Origin of the sequence: Halobaculum halobium, from assembly GCF_030127145.1 — an archaeon.
Classification (GTDB): Archaea; Halobacteriota; Halobacteria; order Halobacteriales; family Haloferacaceae; genus Halobaculum; species Halobaculum halobium.
Genome location: NZ_CP126160.1, coordinates 56,321 through 81,313, shown reverse-complemented (window position 1 = coordinate 81,313; position 24,993 = coordinate 56,321). Strand labels below are relative to the sequence as shown.

Genomic DNA, 24,993 nt, shown 5'->3' with positions numbered 1-24,993 from the left:
TTATAAGGCTACGGACTGCCGGATCCGGGCTTCGTCACAACTCATAATGAATCGACTGGTGTCTCCAACACTCCAAACTCATCGACGGTTTTGAGGTTCTCGTGGATTCCATCATTAAAGTCGGGATCGAAGCCGCTATCGATGACTGCGTCGAGCCGCCCGCCGAACGTTTCCAGCTCGTCAATCTGATCCTGCAACGTCTCCATCTCACGCCGTTCGTTCGGCTCTAATTCGTCGCTCGGAGTCGCCTGTAACGTATCGAGACGCTGGGTAAGCTGGTCCAGGCGTGCATCGAGATACTGTCCCCGTAGCCTCGGGAACGTGTCGGCATCGATGGCGTGGTAGTAGAGATAACAACTGAACGCGCCCGTTGCACTTTCAAGGTGCCAGTAGATCGGGACACGTTGACCGCGCCGCGAGTAGTCGCTGTTGTGCTGGTACCGGAAGAACGTATCAAGAAGCCAATCAGCAGGCGATTTTCCGAGATCTCGGGTCAGTCGGGATTCCAGTTCGTATGGATCTTCGACCGCGAGTTCCATCGCGTCACGGAGCCGCGCCTCGATACCCTTCCCTTGGGAAGCTTCGAACAGGAGGATGCCGTCATCAACTCGGTCGAGATCGGGGATAGCCGTCCAGCGACCAAATAGCTCGCCGAGGAGATACGAGACGATTCGCGCAGCGGCGTTCTCGCGTGCCGCTTCACTGTAGAGATCGTGCTTCTGCCGAGCGATTGCAACCGTGTACGGCGACACTTCAAGAGCGGAAGCGACCTCGTTGACGGGGTCATCAGCCCGTACCTCGATCTCTTCAAGAAGCTTCTCGTAGGCCTCGCTATCGTACTCTTCCCGCGGTACGCGATTTCGGTGGTCGTTGGTCTCGGGGATGGTACCTACGTTCGTTACGTGTGGGTACCCACCGTGACGTGCTGGGAAATCCTGCGTAACGCGGCTCCGTTCCTCGGGGGAGATATCATAGTAGTCGAACACGACCGTATCGATCTGATGGCTGATCGTCGCGATATCGGCTTCCATCACCTCCTGTCGGTATGGGAGTGATCCGATCGCATTAAGGAAGGTTTGGGGTTCGAACTCCACTTTCGACTCGACGAGTTCGAACCACGTATTTCGTGAGTCTATAGCCGCACTTGCGAGTTCGCTGAGTCGAGACGGATAGTCGGCGATCGTCGTCGACGGTAGTTTCTCGACATCACCTTTCTCGAAGCGTAATCCTGGATTCAGTCCGTCGAGGATGTATCTTGATAGGGAACTATTCAGGTAACCGAGCAACGTCCGATCGGTCTCCCGAGTCTCCGTCGTAACCATATGCGCGGTATGAGAATGAATATGCCCATCAGGGTGGTCACGCCCGATGAAGTGCGAAGAGCTGTACCGGAACGTGAGTCCGGCTCGCCCGTAGAACGAGGGGTTGCGAACGTAGCTGTTGTCATACTCCTTCACGGTAGCACCGTTGTTCTCCCAGTCGATCACCTTCTCGGTCGAATGGTAGAAGTCGACAGGATCGCCATTCATCGCGTACCAACGGTAGCGGTCCCCAAGGAGGCCACGTGGAACTTCCCACCAGCACCGGACGAAGCGGTCGTCATCGTCCGTCTGGAGTCCAGTTTTGATTGCAACGTCGTCATGATCACCAAGGCCATCGTAGTCCTCGAATAGCTGAAGAAGTTCGGCGCCGAACCAGTAGATGAACGGCGACCGATCGATCGCGGTGAACGACCGCTGGTCGACGGTGTACACATGCTCGGACTGAGCCTCGTTGCGAAGCGTCGCCATCAGCTCACGTGTCGCCCCTGGCTTGTCGTCGGCATCTACTAGCCGGAGGAAGCGGGAGGGTCGCGGCTCACCATCGAGCGGCTGCATGATGAAGGCGATATTCATATACTCCTCGTCGCGGTTACTCAGGTGCAGCGCGTCGATGAAGTTTGCTCGCTCGAGAAGGAATGGTCGGAATCCCCGGAAGACGTACTGATACATGAACGTCTCCATTGTAATCATCGCGACATAGCCATCGTCGTCAGCGAACTCTAGACAGCGTTCTATGAACGCAGAGTAGAGATCGCGGCTTGCCTTGTAGTTCGCTTTGACGAACTCCTTGAGCTCCGTACCCATCTTATTGCTGACCAAGTACGGGGGGTTCGTTACGACGACATCATAGCTCCCGAGGAACACTTCCGTCAGCCGAAGGCCAGTCGAGATCTCGTCGGCGACCAACTCGGCAGCGGGATCGGAGGTTTCCAGCGCCTCCATCGCTAAGTCGTCGACAACCGAGAGGAGATGGTCCTTCAGTCGATCCCACGAGTATGCCTCGCCACCGACGATGAACTCCGTGTCCGTCTCAATACCCTCACTTGTGAGCTTGGCCTCATCCGAGGGGCGAAGATCATCGAGCTCCTCCTGCTCTTCTTCCATAACCTGCTCTATGCGATCTTCAATGCGGATGAGGCTCCCTCGTTCCCGGGTTCGGCTGAATGCATCCCACACCTCCTCGATAACGCGACGCTCCAACTCCGTCGACACATTCGACAGCAACTCAGAACGCCGGTCGCCGTTGGTAAGAGTCGCGTCCGCGGCAACCACGTTGAGTCGGTCGATTTCGGTGTCCGGTGCCTGGGTCTTCGCCTTGATATAGAGCGCGAGCGCAGTTAGTTGAGCCGCACCTGGATCGACATCGACACCCACGAGATTATGCCGGAGGATCGCTCGCGGAATCTTTGACTCCGAAACGGAACCCTGTTCGAGATACATCTGGTACAACACATCGAACGCGTAGACGAGCATATGTCCGCCACCACAGGCAGGGTCGAGGATAGTGATGTCGCGCACATCGCGAACCGGTCGCTCTTGGAGTCCCTCGGAACCAGGCGCGAGGTTGAAGCAGTAGTCCTCATCAGACAGGACGGTATCTGGGTGCATCTCTGCCCAAAGCCGCCCCAACGAGTTATCGACGAGCCACTCGACGATATGGCGGGGAGTAAATGTCTGGGTCTTAGTACCGACATCGGCACCATGTACTCGGTAATCGTCGTCAGAATCGTTGATCCGGTTGTCAAGCTCCGACCGCTCCTCCTCGCCGAAGTATTGATACACCCAGCCGATCGTCTCGTCTGATTCCCAAATCTCGTCTTCAAGTGCATGTAGCTCGTTAGTCACCGACCGGATGACTGCCGGATCAATATCGATCGAGCGGCTCCTTGACCTAGAGAAGATAGATCCTAACTCTGCTTCAAGTTCCTGAAATGCAAGTTCAAGAACAGGCTCGAGTCCGTCAGCCGTTCCAGCCGTGAGTTCACCAGCGATTTCTCCAACCGTGTATTGGAGGTACGACCGTCCGCCGTACTCAGGCTGCGTATCGAGCGTGCCAACGAGTAAATCGCGGACCTCGCAAATTTTCACCCCGATAAGTCGGTTCAGTATCCGGCGAACTTTCTCAGTGACGTAGGTATCGTATGCTTCTGTAGCCGTTGTCTCGCCACGGTAGTAGTGATCGATCGCTGCCTCCACGTGTCGTCGCTGATGCCGGTCGGCCTGCGACAGGTGTGGTAGATCCTCAAGAGGTGTACGATGAGAACGTTCGATACCGAGACGCTCGAGGGAACGTTGGATCTCGGTTTCGAGCTGCTCACGTGATTCGAGGACTGTCTGCCGGATCGCCGACCGCTGTTCGTCGCTCAGCCCTGGGGAATCGAGTAGAGGTACCATTTGTGCTGAATAGAACTGCTGACGGAATTGCGCCTGGACAATTAGTCAAAGGAACGTATTGTATCTTTTTCGCTTGGGGTGCGCTACGAGAACCCGATGGATGTCAACCGATTCGTTAAACCAACCGGAGACCGATCGTAGTGTCCGATTTTACTCATATTCACGACACTCGATGATGCATAGGATGTTGAGCGGTCACCTGATGAGATTGAATCGATGAGGAAGCAGATCAGCGAGGCGATCCGGAAGCAGTTTGACTCTCTTGAGCGCTAAAGCGTGAGTTGAACCCGCTGATGTCGAAGCGAATTCGCGTCTTGAGTGAAGAGTCCGACTACGGGCTTGATCGAAGCTTGGCGGGCTCGCTGCGGCTCCGTGGTCCCGCCGAGTACGAATGGCAGTCCCTCGTTCCAATCAATACCCGTGCGGTGGAGATGCCCAGCAGCAATTACATGGACGTGAGGCCCAACAGTTGCGACGACATCATCGACCGTACACTCGGGCCAATCACTATTGCTAATCGGCTTGATCGATTGGTGAATTGCAGCGATACCGAACCGATCAGTGGAGGGGGAAGTGGGTGACCAGCTTGTAGACTCCCATCCCGTAGCTGGAGTGAAATCGCGACCATAGAGGGCCAACCCCTGACCGACTAGCTGTGGCGTTTCGTTAAGCTGCGTAACGAGCCCGTCTCGTTCGAACTCTTTGAGAACTTCTCGACCGGCATCGCGCTCGTGATCCCCGTCTATCGAATAGAAGGGAATATCTCGCTCAGCCAACCGTGTGAGTTGATCCTGTGCCGCGTCTTTCACCGTGCGAGGGATACCATGCCGGTCATTATGGAAGAGATCTCCCGTATTGAGTACAGCGTCCACCTCGCGCCCTATCGCGATGTCTATCGCACGACAGAAGCCCGTTAGACACCGGCTGTCGGACGAATACTCTCCTGTCTTGGTTAGTGACGCTCCTAAATGAGAGTCTGAGAGATGCAGCAGAGATGTCTGCGACTGCAGCTCATGGCCAGTAGTCGAGATCTTACGCTTGTACGCATTTGCACCAGCGTATCCAAGTTGACTCCAATCATGTTGTGAGTCCCGCTTGCCACTCACATGGCCGGCCACCGATGCTGGTTCACCGGTGTATTCACAGCCGGAAACAGGACAAGCGACCGTTCCCGAAGAGGATGTCGGCAGTTCATCATACAGTTCGACGTCGCCTATGACTGAACCTTCCCGGCCGCCGGTCGGGGCGGTGTGCTGATCGACAGGAGTTCCGGTAGCTGTGACCCATTGTGAATTAGATCTAGAAATTTCCTCGATTTTGATTTTGACCTCCTCGTTAAGCTCTGCTCCGGGAACTTCGATGCGGATACCCTCCTTCTCAAGTAGAGCAACCCCCTCGGCGGATTGCTTGAGAATACGCCCCGAAACGATATCGCCCTCTGAGAGGTCGGAATCCGTAGATTCTGTTCGTTCAGCGTACACGTCCTTCCGCAAATCAGAGTCCACAAGTTCGGCCTCATTCGGTCCAACCATCCGAACTTCGACCGTCCTCCCTACCGCCTCTTCCCGGACTGGACCGACAATGAAATGGCCGCCGTCGTCCTTCTCGACTACGCCATTCCCTTGATTACTGATCCGGTCAATCGTAGCCCAAAAAGTCTGACCACCTGAGTTACCCATTATCGATCAGACCTCCGTGTTCGTCAAAATGTTTTCCGACAATTTTGGGATGAAGCTCATTTCGTCGCCTCGTATTCGGTTGTGACTGCACGATCACGTCGCAGTTTCTCACGAACGTTCTCGCTTCGGCAATCGATATCCAGACGCCGGCGTTGCCAATCCTCCCCAGATTTGCCGTTCCACACCCCGTATAGCGTTACCTTTGGGAGTCGCAGAACGCCGAACAGCACCGAGAGCGTGTAGAGCGTATCCTGCAGTTCATCCCATGTAACGGTCACCTTCCGTGGAATGTCAACTGGGAAGCTCACATGCTGTGCGAGTACCCCCTCCTCACGAGCCAGCTCGACGAACCCGTGGTCATTGCTAAGGAGAATTACTCGCTTTCGACTATCTTGGTCGTACTCCGCGTAGGCGTCTACGATGGCTTCGTCGCCCGTCTCACTCTCGATCGTATCCGCATACCGATGGTCGCGGAGACGGCGGTACTCATAGAGCCCGAGGAACCCTTCACGATTGGCCCCAGCCGGCTGATTGTCCAGACGCGCGAACTCGGAGCCGAACGCATCCTCGAGGGCTCGCGTCTCGTAGTGATTGTAATGCCAGTTGAGTTCCTCGTAGATACCCGTCGCGAGGGCAAAGCCATTGACTGGGTTTCGTCCCTTGTCGTCACTGTATCGCTCCGGATCCAGTCGGAGTACATCCGGCATCCGCCAGGCGAGGAGGTTCGTATCGATGCCCAAGGCCACAGGCTGATGGCCAGCGTCAAGATCGGGATACCCCTGTCGGCGGAAGAACGTCTCCACGTCCTCGCGGTTTTCGGTGTCGATAAGGCCACCAGCAACGAGCGCTCGGATGTAGGTATCCTTGTCAGGCAGGTCGTCGTATGCCTGTTCGCCGTATGTCGTGTGGAGTTCCTCGCGGGAATCCTGGTACGTGAGCGCGCCCTGCGTGAATCGGACCGTGGTTGCGACGGGATCGGAAAGGTCGATTTCGAGGAGTTCTCCGATCTCCTCACACGGGTGCCGAACACTAACCGACGTAATGCCCTCCGTGTACAGCGCGTTGAGGAGGTGCGTGATGTGGTGGCGAGCAAGCTGCATTAGAAGACCTCCTGGAAGTCGACGAGTTCGACAACTGGTCTGGGGACATCGGGGTACAATCGGCCGTAGAAGCGGTTGTTCGAGACGTAGAGATAGAAGACGTGGTCGGCCTCGAACTGAATCCCCGCCTGAAACGCGATCGCCGACATGAACTTTCGACCAGGGGTGACGTCGACCGCCGCCGTACCCCCCTCATCCTGTATCTGGGCGATCGGTTCACGGAAGTGATCGACGATACCCTGAAAATCAGTCTCCGTCTCAAGGTTCGTCACGGAGAGGTCCGGGTCCTCACCGCCGTATTCGACGACAACACGCTCCATCATGGACGTGATGTCGTCGAACTGGTCACCGACCCCAGGATTCTCCAGCACGTACAGTTCGTCGGGGAGGAATCCCTCTTCACAGGCCGCGATGAGAGGATTGATGACCGCCTCCAGGTTCGTGCTCATAGTTGTGAGCCACGCATCGACCATTGCTCATCGACCCCCCGACTGAGCGGTGCTATCTTGCCATTGCTCGTGCTCGATCTCTGGATGCCGGACAGCTACTCGTCGAAGCGATTCGTACATGACGTGGAGTTCTCCGACCATCGTTTGGGCCTTATCGCGGAGGTCCGCAAGTTGAGCCTCTGGACTGGTGTCCGTCAACGTCTGTTGCTGCTGCGGGGGACGAATCTGCGTGAGGTAATCCAGAATAGCGCTCGTACCGCTTGCTAATTGCGGGAAGATCTCGGCAACTTCGTAGACGGCACGTGGGTGGTCAGCAATGACCTCCTCAGCGACCGAGATATCGAAGGTTGCTTCGATCTCCGCTGGCGAGTCGTAGCCACCGCTCTCGTTGCTTCGCAACAGTGCTTCGCCGGCGTCGGCGAACGTGCCGACTAGCACTCGCGTCGACCCGGCAATCGGATCCATGCGTTCGATGCCGACTGTGTCGGTCTCGGTTTCGGTTATCGGGTGCCGAATCCCTGCGAACGCCGCGTACGCCCGAACGAATGCATCCGCTGCTGCCTGCCCGTCACGCATGATTCGTTGCTGGTCTTGTTCGGGAAGTTCATCGAAGGCGTCGACGAACGGATACTGTGGCACAGGGACGAGCGTCGGCTGCGAGAAGCCCGGTTCCTCATCGAGATCAATTTGTGGGCCAGCGTAGGTGGAACATCGACCACTGTCGACCGCGTACGCTCGCCGTTCCCAGTCGAGCATCGCAGCTGTCGCCGGCGTCAGATCGTGGTACTCGGTTCTGATAGTGCGATGTGGCGCGGGATGAGGACGGTGTCCGATGGTCGCCTCCTGAAATTCGCGAGCGGAAATGTACGCAGGTCCCTCGATAGTCCGTTCCTTGAAGATGAGGGTACCGTCATCCATAGTCGTGCATCCTCTACCAGGAATCTGTATCCGAATCGTCAGCAATCGCTGCGCTAATCGCTTGAGGCGGTCAGATTCCTCGATCTCTTCCGTCCATCGATTCGGTATATCGGTCGATCCGAATCGAGCGCCAGCGACAGCGCCGGCGATCGCACCGACAGTGTCCGTGTCGCCACCGCTGTTCACCGCCTGAACGATCGCTGTTTCGGCGGACTCAGCGGTCAAACCATAGTAGAGCCCAGCCTGGAGCGAGTTGACGACGTATCCAGTAGTCGCAAGCTGGGCTTCGAACGCTGCCGAGTCGCGGTCGACAGTGACGACTTCCTGCACCTGAGTGAGTGCCGTTCGAAGTTCGTCGGGAGCTCTATGGGTATCCTTGAGCGCGGTCCCGAGTGGGTCGCGTTCGTCGCGAATCAGGTTTGCAAGCGTCCGGTTGAGAATCACACAGCCCCACTGGCAACGCGGGTCGGCATGTGTGATCGCCGACGAAAGCTGACTGACCTGGGTGAGTTCTACATCGAAGTGCCGAAACGCGATAGCGTGCGGCGCACATCGCATCACGCTCCCGTTGCCGGCGTTAGAACCCTCAGGCCGCGATTCCCAGACGTCCGCGCCAGCGTCGTCCCACGACGTTCCCTGCCTGATCTGTGACAGGGAATCGCGCGTCATCAGTCCGATATCGAATGGATCAGAATCAAGCCAGTCGACGAATCGATCCGCCACATCGGCCGGATCGAATCCACGGCGGTCGACGAGACTCTCCGCGATACAGAGCGCCATCTCAGTGTCGTCAGTGATCGTCCCCGGGGGCTGGCCGTGCGTGCCGTGACCGAGCATCTCCGTCACTTCGCCGTGCTGGGATGCGATCTCCTCGACGCTCTTGAATTCGACTGGTCGACCTAGTGCGTCACCGCAGGCCAACCCGAGGAGACATCCCTCTGCGTTACGTTCAATTGTCATGGAATCACGATGTCATCCCACCCGTATAACTCTGGACCAGCGAAGCCTCTAGAAGCCCTTAAAATTGAGAATCTCTCCGCCCAACCCTCTCACGGTAGTTGCAAAAGAAAGGAATTGTGCAAGGTTCCAGCGATCAGACCAGATTGATATCCTTCAGTATCAGGGGTGTGAGTTGTTTTGGCGCAAGTACTGGAAGAAACGGAAGTTGGTTGTTTCCAACTACGAACGTGCAGCGCGCTCACACTCGCGTGCACTCTCAATCATCTGCTCTGCAATCTCCTCCCACTCCTCATTCGTCGCTACACGTTCACCATTGCGGTCTGTGTCTGTCTCGATGAGAAGCGGTGCAATATCGTCGACATCGAACTTCCCCCAGTCGTACAGCTCGCCCACACCGAGTTCCTCCTTCACATCCTCATAGGCGGCATCAACGACCTCTCGCTGGTTCGGTGGGGCATCAACAAAGACATTCACAGGGATAGCAGCGAGCAGGTCACGGACTCGAATCTTCTTTCCGAGTAGGTTGTCGATTGCCACCTCAGTTACAGCACGTGAGCTATCGCCAGTCTCGAGGAACTCAATTGCATTCACAGAATCGCGTGTCCACTGAGGCAGGTGTTTGCGCGCTGCTTCCTTGGAGGGCTCATACGCGGGCGTCTCCACTTTGAGTTCGTAGGCACTCACCAATCCCCCGTCCAGTTCATCATCGGGAATCAACTCCGTGACGTTCTCTAAGAAGTCATTCGGGCCTTCGTAGTCACGGTCGGTGAAGATGACATCCGTGGTAAGGTAGATGTCTTCTGGAAGCGCGGAAACGTCGTTTTTGTTCTTTGTTCGTCCGAATTGTATGTGGTCCGGAAAGCGGTTATAGACGCGCTCTCGAGCGTTTCCGCTGGAGCTTTTCGAGAGCCCGGCATCCAGCGATAAAAGCAGGTATGCATCCCGTGTATTGAGTTCGTCTCTTACCCGTTTCCGCTCGATCTGGATTTTTTGCTCGACATCTCTTGCGACCGCGGATTGATCCAGCTCGCCCCGGTCAACAACGTCGATGATGGTGGCGACGAGTTCTTCGGAGAGGGCGTTCCGGTCACGAAACGGTAGGAAGTACTCTAGGAAATCGTCGTAGTACTCTTTCGGTGGTTCAGCCGGTGTTCCGTCGAGTGGGTCAGACGAAAGTGGTTCGTCGTGGTGGATTGCGTCGTAGGCGGTGCCGTACGCTGCGAGGAGCTTCTCGGCTGTATCGTTCCACTGCTCGAAGTCACAGCCGGACGCCGATAGTGCCCGGGAGATACCCGATTGTAGATCGTGGATTGTCTCGCCTGTTTCGAGGGTATCGTCTGCCTTGATGTACTCTCGGCACAGGACGAGAATCAGACGGATGTACCGCTGTTCATCGGGTTCGTTCGCGAAAACTGATTCCGCAAGTAGGCGGTACCCATCGCGTTTCAGGTGTGTGGTGTCAGTTGAGATAGTATCCGCCATCTGATCTATCTCGTCAACCGACGGGCGGAGTGACTCATCCATAGCGAGTTCATCGAAGGCGATAGTCACAAAATCGTCAACGACTCGGAGAGCTTGCTGACGCGAACGGTTCTCCTCAAAGAACTTCACTACATAGTCCAGTGATGGAATGCGCTTAGCCAGTTGTTTGAACGCGTCTTTTCCAGCGCGGGAGCCCGGAAGTAATACCCGGTGCTTCACGAGAGCGCTGTGGGTGTGGTCGGACTCATCGATTCCGTGGTAGCCCCAAAGAAACGCGAGGCCGGCTAGCAGTGAGACGAGCCATAACTGTAGGGTAGTGAGCTCAACGAATCGAATCTCGAAGAGGTTGATGTAGAGCCCACCAACTGTGATAACTGCGCCGAGTTCTGCGAATAGTCGCTGGAGTGGGTTGATGCTGGTAGTCATGGTGTTGGTGGTGCTTTCAGGCCCAACACAGAGGGCTGTCAATAACCAAGGATAGTTGGCCGTACATAAAAGAATTCGAGATAAGGTATACCGACCACCCCTCTCGAACTCCATATAGCGATATAAGATTTACAGTGAGACCGGGTGACCAAGCATCTATTTTCGGTTTTCACACAGACTCCAACAGTCTGTTTGTCCCCAAAATCTATATTCTATCTGTGATAAACGCGCTACCAACCAAAAATGGCAGGCTTAGAATTGAGAACTGACTCAGTGAGGGTTCTCTCGCCGAGTCATAGCCTCGAACAGCGGACACCGTGGAGGCCAACACAGTGAGCGACGCAACGACACCAGAAATCGATCGGGACTGGGAGGACGTCGACGACATCTCGTGGACCCTCCTCGAACTCGAGGAGCTCGTCGACGCGTACTGGGCTGTCGTCGCTCCGGTGATGGAGACAGACGGGCTCGATCCAAAACGAGAGAAACCGACACACAGCTGGCTCCGCGACCACGGCTTCCGACCGCTCCTTTACGCCCTACGGGAGTATCACGACAGGACCTTCGCGGAGTTTTGGCGCGAGGACCTCGAGCTCGACGCCGTAGAATCGGGCTACGACTGGGCAACCAATCACGAACGGACGATCGAGGCACTCGAGTCCTTCCTCACGTCACGGCGAGAGCGCAAGGGCCTTGCAGACTCGTCAATCGATACTCTCCGCTACCGATTGAACCGCTATGTCGCCGCCTACTGCGAGGAAAATGACACCGATGACCTCGTGACCCCCGTTGCTCGGGATGGTGATATCCCAGCCTACAAAGCAGTCGATGCGTGTTGGGCAGCGTTCGACCGCCTGCACGCGGATCTCGACGGTGGGCAAACCAAACGCCGGATTCATCTCGCGGTTTCGAACTGGTATGCGCATCTGGTGCGACGGAAATGGGCAGCGGTGAATCCCGCGGACGGCCTCGACGACGAGTTCGACTGGTCGAACGGTAATGACGATGACACGGATACACCATGTCTCGCAACCGAGCACGTTCGCGCACTCTACAAGGCGGCAGACGACCAGGAGGATCGCCTTCTGGTACTCGCCCTGTGTGCATGGGGTCTACGTCCGAATGAGGTGGCTAGCCTACGAGCGCGTCAGTTCGTCCTCGACGTCTCTACCGACGAAATCCCGTATATTACGTTCGAGGAGCGGAAGAACGGGCCCGGCGAGGTATCTCTCCTCTTCGGTAAAGAGGTACTCGAGGACCGCCTCGCGATGTTCGCCGATTACGAGGACTGGGATGGCTATCTATTTCCGTCGCCACACGCCTCAGGCGACTCGATTTCCCGGTGGACAGTCTGGAACCGCTTCACACAGCTCGCTGACCAAGCCGGACTCCCTGACGAGATTGGTGGTGCATCACCCTCGCCAAAGATGGGGCGACGATTTTGGTATGACGCCTATTCCTCGTCACTCGACGTCGTCCTCGGTAGCCTTGACGAGATCGCGGCCGAGCAAGGAAGCGCGAGTGCCGACGTCGTATTGCAAAATTACCTCTCAGATTCGCGGGCTCGGAAGCTTCGTCGAGAGTATATGCGGGACCAGCTAGCTGCCGCCTTCGGGGAGGAGTGACTGACGCCAGAGCGATCTCATCCGTGTCTGTTATCCGGTGAACGGTTGAGGACATAGCTCAGTGAATCACAGAGTCAGTGAATCAGTGAATCAAAGAGTTATTGAGTGGTTGATTTTAGGATTCAGTGAATCATAGAGGAGCGCTGAGAATATGTGAAGCACTAAATCAATGAATCAGTGAGTCAAAGAGATAGAGATTCAATGAATCACCTACCACGAGAAGTACAGAGTCACTGATTCAGTAACTGCCAGTAGCAAGCTCCAGTCCCCGAGGAATCAACAAGCGAGGATTCCAGAATGTGTTGACTCAATGAATCAGTGATTCTTTGATTTTCACTAAGTACAACGCCATAAGCGCCTGTTAGCGGTTTATACCGCGGAATACAGCACTTTACCATTCCCAGAGCGGGATTAGATGTCTGACGTGGATTTATGAGTCATTGAATCAATGATCGTACTATGACCGAGTCACCTCGTGGCTGGGGCGTCACACCATCGACTGGCATTCCCACGATCGCCTTCGGTAATCAGAAGGGTGGGACTGGGAAGACAACGGCGACAATAAACAGTGCAGCGGCACTAGCCTCGCGAGATCACGATGTTCTTGCGATCGATATGGACCCACAGGCCGACATGACGAAAGGGCTTGGACTGGGTCCGGGCGATGACAACGATCCATCAAGCCCGAAGAACGACATTCCAAATACGCTCGCTACGGATGATGCAAATCTTCTCGACGTCCTCGTCGACAATCCGCGCACGGACGACACGACTCTTTCAGAAATCATGATCCACAGCGACGATTACGAACACCTGAATTTCGATCTCGTACCGAGCCACAAGGACATGGGGCTTGCCCGGGATTGGATGGACGACGCAGGCGCTCGTCTCTCGTTGAAAGTTGCTCTCGAAGAGTTGGTCGACGACGGCTACGACTACGATTTTATTTTGATCGACTGCCCCCCTGATCTCTCGGTCCTGACAGATGCAGCGTTCATCGCGGCGCAAAACGTCTTCCTGGCTGCGCAAACCCAAGCGACATCCCGGGATGCTCTAGACGATCTCTGGGATCAGCTGGAATCCATCGAGGACAACCAACAGATCGAGATTGCGATCGTGGGACTGCTGGCAAACATGTACAGAGACGATGGTCAGTCACAGAAGTTCCTGGAGGCATTTGACGAGTCATATGCATCACTAGCGCCGATTTTCAAACTTCCAATGCGGGTAGCGATACAGCGCGCGTGGGACAACGGCTGCGATATTTTCGAATGGGAGGACGCGAACGATCAGCAAGTTGAGCGCGATCTTTTCTTGGAGGTTGCTGAAACAATGGAACGGGCGTTCGACAAAACGCAGGTGGAGGTGTAAGTATGCCCCGAGGAATGGACGAGCGATTTGAGGACCCATCAGAGGAAGCAGAAGACGAAGAAGTCGCCGGCAGCGACGAGACAGCAGAGGCGACATCGGAAACAGAGAGACAAGACCGTGAACCTGGAGCCGCCACAGAAGAGCAATCAGGTCAGGGGAAGGGTGCTGGCTCGGCGGATACTAAGTCTCCCACTGAGGAGGCAACAGAAACGGATGATGAACCATTGAACATCCGCGAGGACTGGGACTCAGCCACAATATACGTTGAACCGGAACAGAGCGAGGATATCGAGGTCACATTCACGCGGCTGAAGAAACAGTTGAAGCGAGAGGACGTCACGCTCGAGAAGAACAAGCACTTCTACCGGGGGATTTTCGAAGTGGCGTTCGGCGAGCACCGCGAAGAGACGAAGGAAAAGATCCGCGAACTAGCAAAAGAAGACGGTGATCAATGAATCACTGAGTCTTGGATTCAACGAAAGGAGATCAACGTTGTGACCCCTGAACTACAGGAGTGAAAGTTACTGTCTGGTTCAGCACCTCCTCAGCTGGATTTCCTCCGTTGAGAGCTTGGTTCGGTCGTTCCTGGTTGTAGTTTGACGGGAGGGCGAAGGAGCCGGACTCGTACAACAAGGCGTATCGACCCTACCTTTTATTTAAGTGGGGAAAGACCGCACAGGCTACAGGTTTAGAGTTTCAGTGAGTGGCTCAGGGTCCCCAAAGCAGACGGTCGAAGAATTATGTCGCACTGAACATCAAGACCTCCTCGGTGCATTAACGAACGAAAGCCGATGGAGCAAGGAGGCGGATCTTGGCGTCGGCAATCAAGTCGTCGCCTCCACGCACGAGAGTCGGACGGTTTTGGAACTCATCCAGAATGCGCGGGACGCGATTCGCGACGGATCCGACGATGACGGACGAGTGGCTGTTATCGTCGGCCCAGAATCCTTACTCATCGCGAACACTGGTCGGCCGTTTGAACTCGACGATGATGATGTGTTCGAGGCGGTCACTGGACTCGGCCGATCGGAGAAACTCGACAACAGCGACTCGATCGGTGAGAAAGGGGTTGGTCTCAAATCGTTACTCCAGCTGAGTGAGCGGTTTTCCGTCCATTCGGTCGTCGATGACGATCAGCTCTCGGCGCAGTTCTCTCGCTATCGCGCGGGCCAGATGCTGTTAGCAGGGTACGACCATTACCTCAAGACAAATCTCAGAAATGAACTCGATGTCGAGAGTTCCGTCATCGAGTCGTATCAGTCTATTCTCGACGAAATCCTAGATGAAGAAGCATGGTCGAGACTCCCATCAACGCCGGATATCGACACCATCGCTGAGCGGGAGTCGACCGAGGAGCAGGCGCCGCCAGCGCCAAGCGAGTTCCTCACCGATTTGCCTCGACTCTCTTTATTCCGGTACCCATTCCTCATCAGTACCGACCGCGAGGAGTCAGATGCAACAGGCCGGCTCGTTGACGCCCTCCTCAAGACAGGTCAATCCTCTTCATCAACCGCAACGCCGGACAACAAATGGCTCGAGGACCATGCCGACACTTACCAGACGGTCGTCCGGCTTGATTATGATGACCCGGAATGGACCGGGTTGCTCGATTCTGTTCAAAACGCACTCGCCGAAAGTGGTCGCGATATCGTCGACGCCTTTGAGACTAACCGGCGAAGCGCAAACGTTGGCGGACTGTCCAGCGACAAGACACCCCAAGCGCAATTCTGGGATGAGTGTACCGACCTCTCTGCGTCAACGCTAGTCCTCCTTGGGGAACTCGACGAAATCGATTTCCTCAAACTCGAGGGCGATGACACCGAGGAAACCGGTTCGCTTGAGATTAGTGACCGCCGGGAAGTGACTATCGAGACCGACAGTACCCACCAGTCGTCCATCGGCGATGATCCCGAACTCTCCCGAATTCCGCATACAGTCACAGAGGAAACGACCACTACTGCCGGCACAACCACCCATGAGCGAGAGTTCCTTCGATACTCACAGACACTGACCCCAGAGGTCCATCAGTGGTTGACGGATGAGGACCGCGACATCGACGCCGAATCGGCAACGATAGATATCCTGCTGGAACAGCCGCGCCCCGAGGCAGCCGATTGGGAACCAACGCCAGAACCTCTCCACCTTTACTACCCAATTTCGGATGTTTCGACGCCGTTCCCGTTCGTAATTCATGCTCCCTTCGAGGTGAGTTTCGATCGCCAACATCTCGCGACTGCTGAAAAAAACCAGACGCTCCTCAAGGAGCTCCCGACGCTCATCGCGACCGTAAGCGAAGACCTCATCCAAAGCAACGAGGCAACTCACGCTCCACCGTCGGGATATCGATCGTGGATGCCGTGGCTTGTTGCCCCCATCGACGTCGCCGAGACTGACGCCGAGACATCGCTCGCAAATGGAATCGCTGACACCCTCAGTCGACTCCAAGACACCGCGATCGTCCCGACTGACTCCCAGGAACCGTTGCAGCCGACGGCGACACTGCTCGACCCGACGCGGTTGGAAGCCTTCGAGGCATTGCGTGGGCGGGATGCCGCGCCGCCGATCCCTGCTACAGAGGTCATCGCGAATGGGAAAGCGTGGAAAGCCGACCTCCCCGAATCGGGGCCGAGTGACCAATCCCAGTTCAACGGGTTCCTTTCCCAGATCGGGTTGACCACGATTATCGAGACGATTGCAGCAGATGCATCGGAGGATGACCTCGTGACGGTCCTCTGTGACTTCTGGAAACGAGCCAGTACAACCACACCGGATGGTGGGTTCGATGCGTGGCATGTGACTGTCGAGCAGCCAACCCACGCAGAGCTGTACTTCGAGGCCATAGCGGAGGCGCTAGCCGGCCACGGCGCAGATGCGGATGACGACGATGAAAACGATGCAGAAGTCGATGCAGCGACCCGCCTCGGTAGACATGGTGTCCCCCTATTGCCGGCAGAGAAACACAAGGAAGGCACATCGACGACTGAGTCGGAGGAGGCAACCGTAACCAGATTAGTTCGCGCGAGGCCTAGCGAGGGGCAATCCGATGATGGATCCCGCCAACGGAGTGAACGCATCGTCTTCCGCCGCCAGGAGCCCGGTGAGTCACAACAATCCATGGCGGAACTCCCCACTCCACCCCAACAATTACCGGTCTATATCATTCCGTATCAAAACGAGTGGGTCGGCCCGCTCAAGCGGCATAACCGACGCTGGGGAACCCGAGAGCTGGAAGGGCAAGCAGCTTTCTATCGCCGTGTCGGCGCCGAAGCGGGTGGGTTCTCGGGCGACGAAAATGGCGACCCAGACGTCGTCGGCTACCTAGCCGATCTATACAAGCAATCCACAGCCGGACAAACTGCCGAGTGGGTGACCCCCCAGCCGTTCCACAACAAGCAGTTCGACGACGTCGAGGAAGTCTTCGCGTATGATACACTCACCGGTACCCCAACGGACTACGATGCGTTTCTCGAGCGACGATACGTGCAGACGATCCCGCTTCCGACCGACGACGGCAACCAACTCCCAGCCGAGCGACTGGTGTTCGGCCCCGAATGGGCGGAGAGATTCAGCGCCGTTGCGGATTCGCTCGCAAGTGAAAATGGCGTCGAGTATCCATTTTCCGGGACTGATGATGGTGAGGCCGAGCCGGCCGCGAAGTTCCGACGATGGGCCGCAGCAATCGAGTGCCGCCAAGACTTCGAACCCACGGACACCCCAACCCTCGCGCCGCCCAGTGACGAGCAGTGGGAGGCCATCCATGCACAGATGGACCTCTCAGAGGCAGAACGCAAGCGGTGGGAACTCTACTTCTTGTTGCATCTGGGCGTCCAGGTCGGCCCCCACATCGATTGGGGATGGCTCTTCCCTGGCCGAGGCACCGACGACCGTCGTACGGGCGCGCTATCACTCTCGGAAGTACAGTCCCTCGCGGATGCCGATCCCGAGTTCGAAGCCAATCCACCGATTTCCCCACCCGAAGACCTGCTGGAGCGGTACCAAACGATTAGTTGGCGCTCAGAACACCATCCAGCGTTCAGTGCCGGCCACTCGGGTAGCTGTCAAAAAGATTGGTTAGACTGCGATATTGAGGAGTGGGAGTACAACAAGGACTTGGCGATCCCAACGTGGTGGCATCTCACGGAACTCAATCCAGACGCTGACCGGGGTCATCGGGAGGCAGTTCGGGATGCGACGGCGCTTATCTGGCCAGAACTCACGGCGACCATCACAGACACTGCTTGGTACTGTGACGGTACGCATTACAGTCACCAACCGAATACACACGACGCCACGATTCCAGCGCTCGGGGTCGTCCAACTACAGGATGCGGCACTCTGGCCGGTCACGGAACCAGATACAGATGACGATCCTGCGGAACCGCCCGGTGGGTTGATGCCAGAGGACCTTCACACAGCAAGGCCACTGATCACCGCCGATGAGCAACGCGGTGCGGCCAGCTATCTGCCACGACTCGATCTCGACGAAATTATCGCAAGCATCGAGTCGCGGTTCGATTCGGATGGAGAACTGCCGAACGTCGACATTGCATCGCTGCCGACAATGCTTGGTGCACGGCCGCTTGATGGACTAACCCCGGCCCAAGCGGCCGATCGACTCAACGAGTTCTTAACCAGCCGTGCGGTTGCCGATACACATCGCACATACGACCATCAAGCGCTTTCGGCGATGGAATCAACATGGGATTCCCAGTCGAATACAGTGCCCACCTATGGATTGTTACGGCGGCTCACGGCGACCTCGCAAGTCAGTCGAAAACTCACTGATGAGGAACCCAAGCGCCAGTGGATTCGTCGAGATATCTGGCATACTGGCGTTCGACTCCCGGTCCGATGGGCCGACGACTCGCTCATCCTCCACGTTGAGGAGGACGTCCCACAAGTCGAGGAGCCTGAGCTACGAATCTACACGCAGCAAATCCCACAGCATGCACGCGAGCAGTTCGCCAATGACGAGTCCATTGCGATCGTCGAACGGCCCAGTCGAGAGGCACGAGCCATTGCATACCTGCTCGGGGGTGCCCCCGATGGGCCAATACCTCCGTTTGGAATTCAAACAGAGACGGAACAACCGGACCTCGGAGTTCCCGAAGACGAGTCCGAGCCAACAGCGCAAGAACAAGATGCGATAGAGGATCTCAAATCCACACTGAAGCCCCGGATAATCTATCTGCTAGCCGCATACGATGCAGATGTATCTGAGCCCGACCATAGATCGGTCTACAACCAGCTTAATGCGATCATCAACAATCCAATCGGGATTATCGAGAACCCAGAAGGTACGAGTTCGAGACGATCAACGCAGTGGTCACCGCCAACCACTGCTGAGGAAAAGCCTAATCAGATCGCTATCTATCGGAGCGCAATCGACGAGCACAGTGACGATTCGACAGAGATCCCGCTATACCTCGTAGCAGATGGCCTTGCCCAAGTTATCGACCAATATTCGCTTAGGGATGTCTTCGAGAACATCCTCATCAAGCCAGATTACGCACTTGATTACGATTACGCCGAACAGAAAGAGAATGTCCGCAAAGAACTCTCTGAGCTCCGAGAACAGCGATTCAAGCTGGTTCAAGCGGCACTAAGAACACTGCTTTCGAACATCGACGAGACGGCAAGCCCACCGGAGTTGCATATCGATCCGGACGACGATGTCGAACCCACGTTGGAGAAAATGGCGAACGCACCGAACGGGACGGAGGACACTGTCGTCAATGCGTGGGTGGAGGCATTCACGACTGCGGGGCTTGCCGAACCGGTCACCCGGCATTGTATTGCGGCCGCAGCGACGGAGGAGTTCTACTCACGACTCCAATATATTGCTACAGCACTCCAGAACGCCTCAGAGCTTCATCGCGATGACTTAAGAGGCCACCAAGTTTGGGATGAACTCGATTCGTGGCCGACCGACAGCGACGTCGAGCCCCTCCGAAAGTACCTCACTGCCGTCGCCAAAATTGACGCCTTCTGGGCGACGTACACAGATAGCGAATCAGATGTAGAAACCGCCTTCGCCCTGGCCGTCGAAACAGCTGCCAACCCAACAGCGCCACCGGCGCCACTGACACCAGTCATAGAGGGCATTCCCGCAGGCGACCGCGTGGCGACAGCGCTCAGGGACCGCTTGCTGATCGAACTCCCAAAACAAAGTGACGGGCCCATTCCCGAGTCCATTATAACGACCGTCGCCGAGTGGCACGCAACCCGCCACGAAACGTTCGCCGCCTCACTAAGTGAGGACGATGACACCAGCAAGCTCCTCAAGGCGTTCACAACGGCGCTCGAGAACCCCACCGAGTCGCTCGCGACTGTTATTGACGCACTGAACGGGTATCGTGAGGACACTGGTGGCGGTGGCGGCACTACGAGCCACGCCAAGCGACGGGAGCTCACCATGCAGTGGGTGTCAGCGTCGGATGCCGAGCTGGATGACGCGGTTAACTCATCTCTCACACTGGAGGATGCACCTGAAGATGGGGGCGCTCCCAGTATTGGATCGACTTCATCTAGCACCCCGACATCAAACGCAGAGATTGCTGATGACCGAGGGCGTGAAGCCGAACTGCTGTGTCTGGCGCGTACGTGGAACCAGTTCCGGACGCAAGACCAATCAACACGAGAGCGAATCCTCAAGGAACTCACTCGATGGCGGAGCGCCGATATCTGGCGAATGAAACCGGTTGAAGCCATCGCCGATATCGAGACAGATGAGCCAGCAATCGTGGGCGAACGGCCGGAAGTGGTCCTTCGACAGGCAACAATCCCAGATGAATCAGCGTATCGGACTGCATTCCGCCTGTTGTTCGACGTCTCTGACGAGCGTGGGCCCGGATTCGATTATATCGACCCTTTCGCCGGCATGGACGAAAAAGCGAACTCTGACTGGCGTCCGGAACATATGAGACGGGTCGAAGTCAAGGCCGTTACACCGGATCGAGCGACTAATGGCCGCGTCAAATTGACCGGAAACGAATTCCGGATGGCCCGCCGGCGAGGTCCCGAACCATTGGCGGGTGAGTTACCGAAGCAAATCCGTGAATCAACAGACCGCTACCTGCTCCGCTTAGTGAGTCTCCCGCGTGCGTGGCGCAGTAACAGTGCGAATGGCATCACAGTTAGAGACATTCAGGACTTCATTGACTACGGGAAATTTGAAGAGGATGATGAACCCCTCTGGGAGAAGCTGCGGGGTGGAGAGTTCTACGTGAGCTTTGGATCTGGCGACTGACTTGCTCCTCGATACATTCGGTGACTTGTCTGCGATCCAACCCCTCCCCCACACCACTACACGTTCGGCGCTATCGACAGAGTTCCTTTCTCAGCCTCCATTTACTTAATAGATCGAGTTCGTGCGTGTCTGTCAAAGAGGACTCAAGACATCCTCCTGGAAGCAGACGGTTTCAGCCGAGATTTGGAATACACATTCGTCGACCAACTACCCTACACACTCGCTGAGCAGGGTAATTAAGGAACTGATAGGTCGTGTTTTGTTGAGCGGAAAAGTTTAACAGTACTTTGGGAAGGTCGCCGCGACAGCGACTTCAAGATCAGAGGTATCGAAGCCCGACAGCGCTCAACCCCGCCGTTCATCGAGGACGTCCAGCGGGACTGTCTCGAACGGCTCGACGCGACTCGATCTCCGGACGCCGTACTCGACTGTCTTCAGGACGCGATCAAGCGCCTCCACGCTGGGACGGTGCCGGTCGAGCAGCTCGTCGAACGGAATCGTGTCTCCAAGCCGCTGGAAGGGTACACGCAGAATACACAGAACGTGTCGGCGCTGAAGCGGGCTCGGGATCAAGACCTCGCCATCCACCCGGGACAGGATATCGAGTACGTGGTCGTCGACGACGAGAAGAGTTCGCGAGAGCGGGTCGCGTTGGCTCACGAAGAGACGGAGTCGTACGATGCGTCGTACTACGAGACGCAACTCGTCAGAGCTGTCGAGAGTGTGCTGGCACCGCTTGGCTGGGATCGGACAGAGATTCAACGCGAGATCGCGGAGACTCGGGAAATGGACTTGGCCGCCTTCACCGAGATTGAGAGAGGTTAACCAACACTATCGAGGTATCGGGAGATTTGTTGGTTAACACTGAGTGGAGGCACAGAAGGGAGTTAGAGAGAATACCTCGCCCACACACCCCTCGTCCAGAGTGAAAACCAATCAGAGGTGTGGGGTGAGGTCCACGGGAAATAGGGGTTCTCGTGAGAGGAGATCAGCGAGAATCACGGAAGGACAGCCTGAGACGGGTGAACACGGAGGAAATGGAGCAGCAAACACGAGCAGCGGTTCGAAACCACCCGGACGAATGCCGCCTACGTCCTCTTCCCTGTGCTGAATGCACTTGGGGAGTGGTAGGAGGTAGATAGTAATAAAACCTCTAGGTAATACTATGCAGGTTGGTATGTTTGGAGGATCTTCGACTGTGTGACGACTACTGTTCGAGGGATACTCGTCTCACGTCTTGTGATTTCGATACTTCCCAGCCGACTCGTCGTGTGGTTTCTGCTGGATCAACCGAGGGACTCTCGTAGCGTTTCACTCTGGACGAGGGGTGTGGGGGTTCGATTCTGTCGTCCGTGTATTATGAGACGTTGAAGGAACAATCGCCATTCTGACTATTCGCCAACCACCGAAGCGGCATCAAAGCCAAAATCGGGATTGGTATCTCCCGATCTTCCTCGTCAATCGGAATCAAGACACCCGATCCCGACAGTTCCGATTGTACCCTGCTTTGCTTCGGCTGGAGATCTGACCTGCGTCTTCACTCTTGATTGGGGGTGCCGATGAACGCTCGTCACCATCACTTGAGGCTCACACTCCACTCCAGCTCGTCACACCGTCGCTTTCACTCTGGACGAGGGGTGTCTGCCGTGCGTCAGACGCCCAGTGCCGATGTGTCTTCTCATAGAAATGATTGATTACCTGGTTCGGGAGATACACTCTGGACGGGGGGTGTCGTCTCAACCAAGTACTTTGCTCACCGGGTGGCGGGCTATTCACTCTTGACCAGGGGTGTGTCAAACCCGCTCCAGTCCGGCGTTTTCACTCTGGATTGGGGGTGCCGGTCTGCGTCGGTAACTCACGCTCGGAATCCGATTTCACTCGGGACCGACTCGACCCTTTGTGAGGATGATACGCCAGCGACAAAACATCAGAAGACGACCATAGCCCGATTTACACTCTGGTCGAGGTAGCCAAATCATTAAGTAGGTCCCATCCGCGATGTCTGATATTGATGGCTGAGGAACCGTCCCAACTCTCTGACTTCGACGGCCGCTACGAGGATCCCGCCGACGATCCCCTCTTTGACTTTGATGAAGACGACCCCGACCGGGCCAATATTTTCGCTCGAAAGGAACTGCTGAAGGTTGGCCACGTCCCTGAAAGCGGCCGTATCGTCGGCCGGGATGGCGAGATCAAGGCCGTTGCTGCTGAACTTAGGCCGATCGTTCGTGGCGATCCGCCCAACAACGTGATTATTTACGGCAAAACGGGGACCGGGAAGTCGCTCGTTGCCCGTCACGTCACAGAACGAGCCCGCCGAGCCGCGGAGTCGAACGGTGTGTCCGTCGGCACGGTCTACGTCGACTGCGCGCAGCACAACACACAGACACGCGTCGCGAGGACGGTAACTCGTTCACTCAACGAGACGGACGAGACTGACTTCGATATTCCACGCGCAGGGATTGGCAGCGGTGAATACTACGACTATCTCTGGGAGATTCTGGATACTGCCTACGAGTCAGTCATCATCATTCTCGACGAGGTGGACCGACTCGATGACGATGATATTCTTATGCAGCTCTCGCGGGCTCGCGAATCGGGAAAAGCGGATTGCCACCTGGGCGTCATCGCAGTCAGCAACAAGATTGAGTATCGCGACCAGCTGAACGAACGCGTCAAGTCGAGTCTTCGCGAGGAAGAGTTCGTCTTCCAGCCCTACGATGCGAATCAGCTGCGCGAGATTATGAAGCACCGACGGGACGCGTTCCACGATGGCGTTCTCTCGGATGATGTGATCCCGCTGACGGCGGCACTAGCCGCTCAAGAACACGGTGACGCCAGAAAGGCCATCGAAATTCTTCGTCACGCCGGCGAACTAGCCGAACGAGAAAACGTCGACACAGTCGTTGAGGAACACGTTCGTGATGCTCAGGAGTGGGCTGAAATCGATCGGTTCGAGGAGCTGCTACGCGGATCGACGACCCAGGTCAAATTCATCCTCTATTCGCTCGCGCTGCTCACCGAAGAGAATCCGAACGAGGATGGATTCTCTACCAACCGGATTTACGAACGGTATCAAGCGACGACAGAGAAGGCCGATGCGAAGACTCTCAGCGAGCACCGCGTCTATGAGCTGTTGAAAGAGCAGGCGTTCCTCGGCGTCGTTGAATCAACTCGGACCGGGGGTGGCCGGGGTGAAGGCAGTTATCTCGAGCACCGGCTGGTTCAGGACACCGGTATCGTGCTGAAATCTGTCCTCCGGGATAGCCGGCTGGAAGACCTGGCCAGCTCCCGTTTCGGTCGCTGACCACACCCCTGATCACGAGTGTATCTCTCGATACGTCGGAAACGTGGGGTGGGTGATCCGAGGTCATCTTCTACTCCCAATAATCGACTTTGGCCGGGTGACGAAACGACGGAAACGTGGGGGGTGTGATCCCCTCGATCGTGGCTGCGTTCCCTCCACCAACCTCCAGTTACGACGGAAACGTGGGGTGGGTATCTTCTCTCCGAGTGTTACCTGTTTGGACTGACCGGACCCATTCACACTGAGGGGTGTGGGGTGGGTTGAACCCATTCACACTCTGGGGGGTGTCCTCTGCTACGCTACTAATTGCGCTTGACAAACCTCCGGCTACGGTTCACCACCGTCTACTCGTCGGGACTGACGGGGCCTTTATACTGGGAACGAACTTTTTCGCCTTCTCGCCACTGCCAGTAGTAGTAGCGGTTGTCGTTAATCTCCTTGATCGTGATCGTTGCTTTGGCCGGGACGTCGTCCGGGAGATCGTCTGGCCGCTCCTCAACCTCTTCTTGATCTTCCGACTCCTCGAGACGGGCCTCTCGCTCCTTGTGCTCGGCGAGCGCTTCAGCATACGTCGCAACGTCTCGGAGTTGCTCCGGATCCGACTCGTTGAGCGTCTTGACGATCTCTGTCGGTAGGTTCGCCGGTGGGGTCGGGGGTTCGTAGGACATCAGCTACTCTCGTGTTAACCAACATGACCCACGAATCCATAGTT

Annotated in this window: 12 protein-coding genes and 1 pseudogene; 6 read left to right on the top strand and 7 right to left on the bottom strand. The window is 56.3% G+C overall.

Annotation, left to right across the window (positions count from 1 at the left end):
* Positions 1–41: 41 nt before the first annotated feature.
* The 6 genes from pglX to P0Y41_RS17405 all read right to left on the bottom strand — a co-directional run bounded on the left by pglX (position 42) and on the right by P0Y41_RS17405 (position 10,772).
* The gene (gene pglX / locus P0Y41_RS17430) at positions 42–3,716 is read right to left on the bottom strand and encodes a BREX-1 system adenine-specific DNA-methyltransferase PglX (RefSeq protein ID WP_284063878.1); all 3,675 of its coding nucleotides are present in this window, start codon (positions 3,714–3,716) and stop codon (positions 42–44) included.
* A 269-nt stretch (positions 3,717–3,985) separates the two neighbouring features.
* A complete protein-coding gene (locus tag P0Y41_RS17425) occupies positions 3,986–5,395 on the bottom strand; it encodes a metallophosphoesterase (RefSeq protein ID WP_284063877.1) in 1,410 nt (469 codons plus the stop codon).
* A gap of 56 nt (positions 5,396–5,451) precedes the next feature.
* Positions 5,452–6,495: a PIN domain-containing protein gene (locus tag P0Y41_RS17420; RefSeq protein ID WP_284063876.1), complete on the bottom strand. Its 1,044-nt coding sequence runs from the start codon at positions 6,493–6,495 to the stop codon at positions 5,452–5,454.
* Positions 6,495–6,944, bottom strand: coding sequence for a CRISPR-associated ring nuclease (locus P0Y41_RS17415; RefSeq protein WP_284063875.1), 450 nt, complete (start codon positions 6,942–6,944; stop codon positions 6,495–6,497). The genes P0Y41_RS17420 and P0Y41_RS17415 overlap by 1 nt, the downstream gene beginning before the upstream one ends.
* Before the next feature lie 27 nt (positions 6,945–6,971).
* Entirely contained in the window at positions 6,972–8,822 is a 1,851-nt protein-coding gene (locus P0Y41_RS17880) for an ADP-ribosylglycohydrolase family protein (protein ID WP_321170871.1), read from the bottom strand.
* Positions 8,823–9,041: 219 nt separating this feature from the next.
* Positions 9,042–10,772, bottom strand: coding sequence for a hypothetical protein (locus P0Y41_RS17405; protein WP_284063874.1), 1,731 nt, complete (start codon positions 10,770–10,772; stop codon positions 9,042–9,044).
* Between the two features lie 290 nt (positions 10,773–11,062).
* Between P0Y41_RS17405 and P0Y41_RS17400 the strand changes: the two genes are divergently transcribed.
* From P0Y41_RS17400 to P0Y41_RS17375, 6 genes and pseudogenes are all read left to right on the top strand, one after another.
* On the top strand, positions 11,063–12,355 hold the full coding sequence (locus P0Y41_RS17400; protein WP_284063873.1) for a tyrosine-type recombinase/integrase: 1,293 nt from the start codon (positions 11,063–11,065) through the stop codon (positions 12,353–12,355).
* A 459-nt stretch (positions 12,356–12,814) separates the two neighbouring features.
* Positions 12,815–13,726: a ParA family protein gene (locus P0Y41_RS17395; RefSeq protein ID WP_152120828.1), complete on the top strand. Its 912-nt coding sequence runs from the start codon at positions 12,815–12,817 to the stop codon at positions 13,724–13,726.
* Positions 13,727–13,740: 14 nt separating this feature from the next.
* The gene (locus P0Y41_RS17390; protein WP_284063884.1) at positions 13,741–14,181 is read left to right on the top strand and encodes a DUF8160 family protein; all 441 of its coding nucleotides are present in this window, start codon (positions 13,741–13,743) and stop codon (positions 14,179–14,181) included.
* A 205-nt stretch (positions 14,182–14,386) separates the two neighbouring features.
* Positions 14,387–20,974 carry a sacsin N-terminal ATP-binding-like domain-containing protein gene (locus P0Y41_RS17385; protein ID WP_432764903.1) on the top strand — a complete coding sequence of 2,196 codons (6,588 nt, stop codon included), beginning with the start codon at positions 14,387–14,389 and terminating at the stop codon, positions 20,972–20,974.
* Positions 20,975–21,254: 280 nt separating this feature from the next.
* A pseudogene (locus P0Y41_RS17380) lies at positions 21,255–21,799 on the top strand (DNA polymerase domain-containing protein); the annotation flags it as partial.
* Positions 21,800–22,985: 1,186 nt separating this feature from the next.
* Positions 22,986–24,281 carry a Cdc6/Cdc18 family protein gene (locus P0Y41_RS17375; protein WP_284063871.1) on the top strand — a complete coding sequence of 432 codons (1,296 nt, stop codon included), beginning with the start codon at positions 22,986–22,988 and terminating at the stop codon, positions 24,279–24,281.
* A 344-nt stretch (positions 24,282–24,625) separates the two neighbouring features.
* Here P0Y41_RS17375 and P0Y41_RS17370 read toward each other — a convergent pair whose 3' ends face one another.
* Positions 24,626–24,949, bottom strand: coding sequence for a DUF6788 family protein (locus tag P0Y41_RS17370; RefSeq protein ID WP_284063860.1), 324 nt, complete (start codon positions 24,947–24,949; stop codon positions 24,626–24,628).
* Positions 24,950–24,993 lie beyond the last annotated feature (44 nt).

Bases quoted from the DNA above. Each gene is read 5' to 3' on its own strand.
- pglX (WP_284063878.1), bottom strand. From the start codon at position 3,716: ATGGTACCTCTACTCGATTCCCCAGGGCTGAGCGACGAACAGCGGTCG.
- P0Y41_RS17425 (WP_284063877.1), bottom strand. From the start codon at position 5,395: ATGGGTAACTCAGGTGGTCAGACTTTTTGGGCTACGATTGACCGGATC.
- P0Y41_RS17420 (WP_284063876.1), bottom strand. From the start codon at position 6,495: ATGCAGCTTGCTCGCCACCACATCACGCACCTCCTCAACGCGCTGTAC.
- P0Y41_RS17415 (WP_284063875.1), bottom strand. From the start codon at position 6,944: ATGAGCACGAACCTGGAGGCGGTCATCAATCCTCTCATCGCGGCCTGT.
- P0Y41_RS17880 (WP_321170871.1), bottom strand. From the start codon at position 8,822: ATGACAATTGAACGTAACGCAGAGGGATGTCTCCTCGGGTTGGCCTGC.
- P0Y41_RS17395 (WP_152120828.1), top strand. From the start codon at position 12,815: ATGACCGAGTCACCTCGTGGCTGGGGCGTCACACCATCGACTGGCATT.
- P0Y41_RS17390 (WP_284063884.1), top strand. From the start codon at position 13,741: ATGGACGAGCGATTTGAGGACCCATCAGAGGAAGCAGAAGACGAAGAA.
- P0Y41_RS17375 (WP_284063871.1), top strand. From the start codon at position 22,986: ATGGCTGAGGAACCGTCCCAACTCTCTGACTTCGACGGCCGCTACGAG.
- P0Y41_RS17370 (WP_284063860.1), bottom strand. From the start codon at position 24,949: ATGTCCTACGAACCCCCGACCCCACCGGCGAACCTACCGACAGAGATC.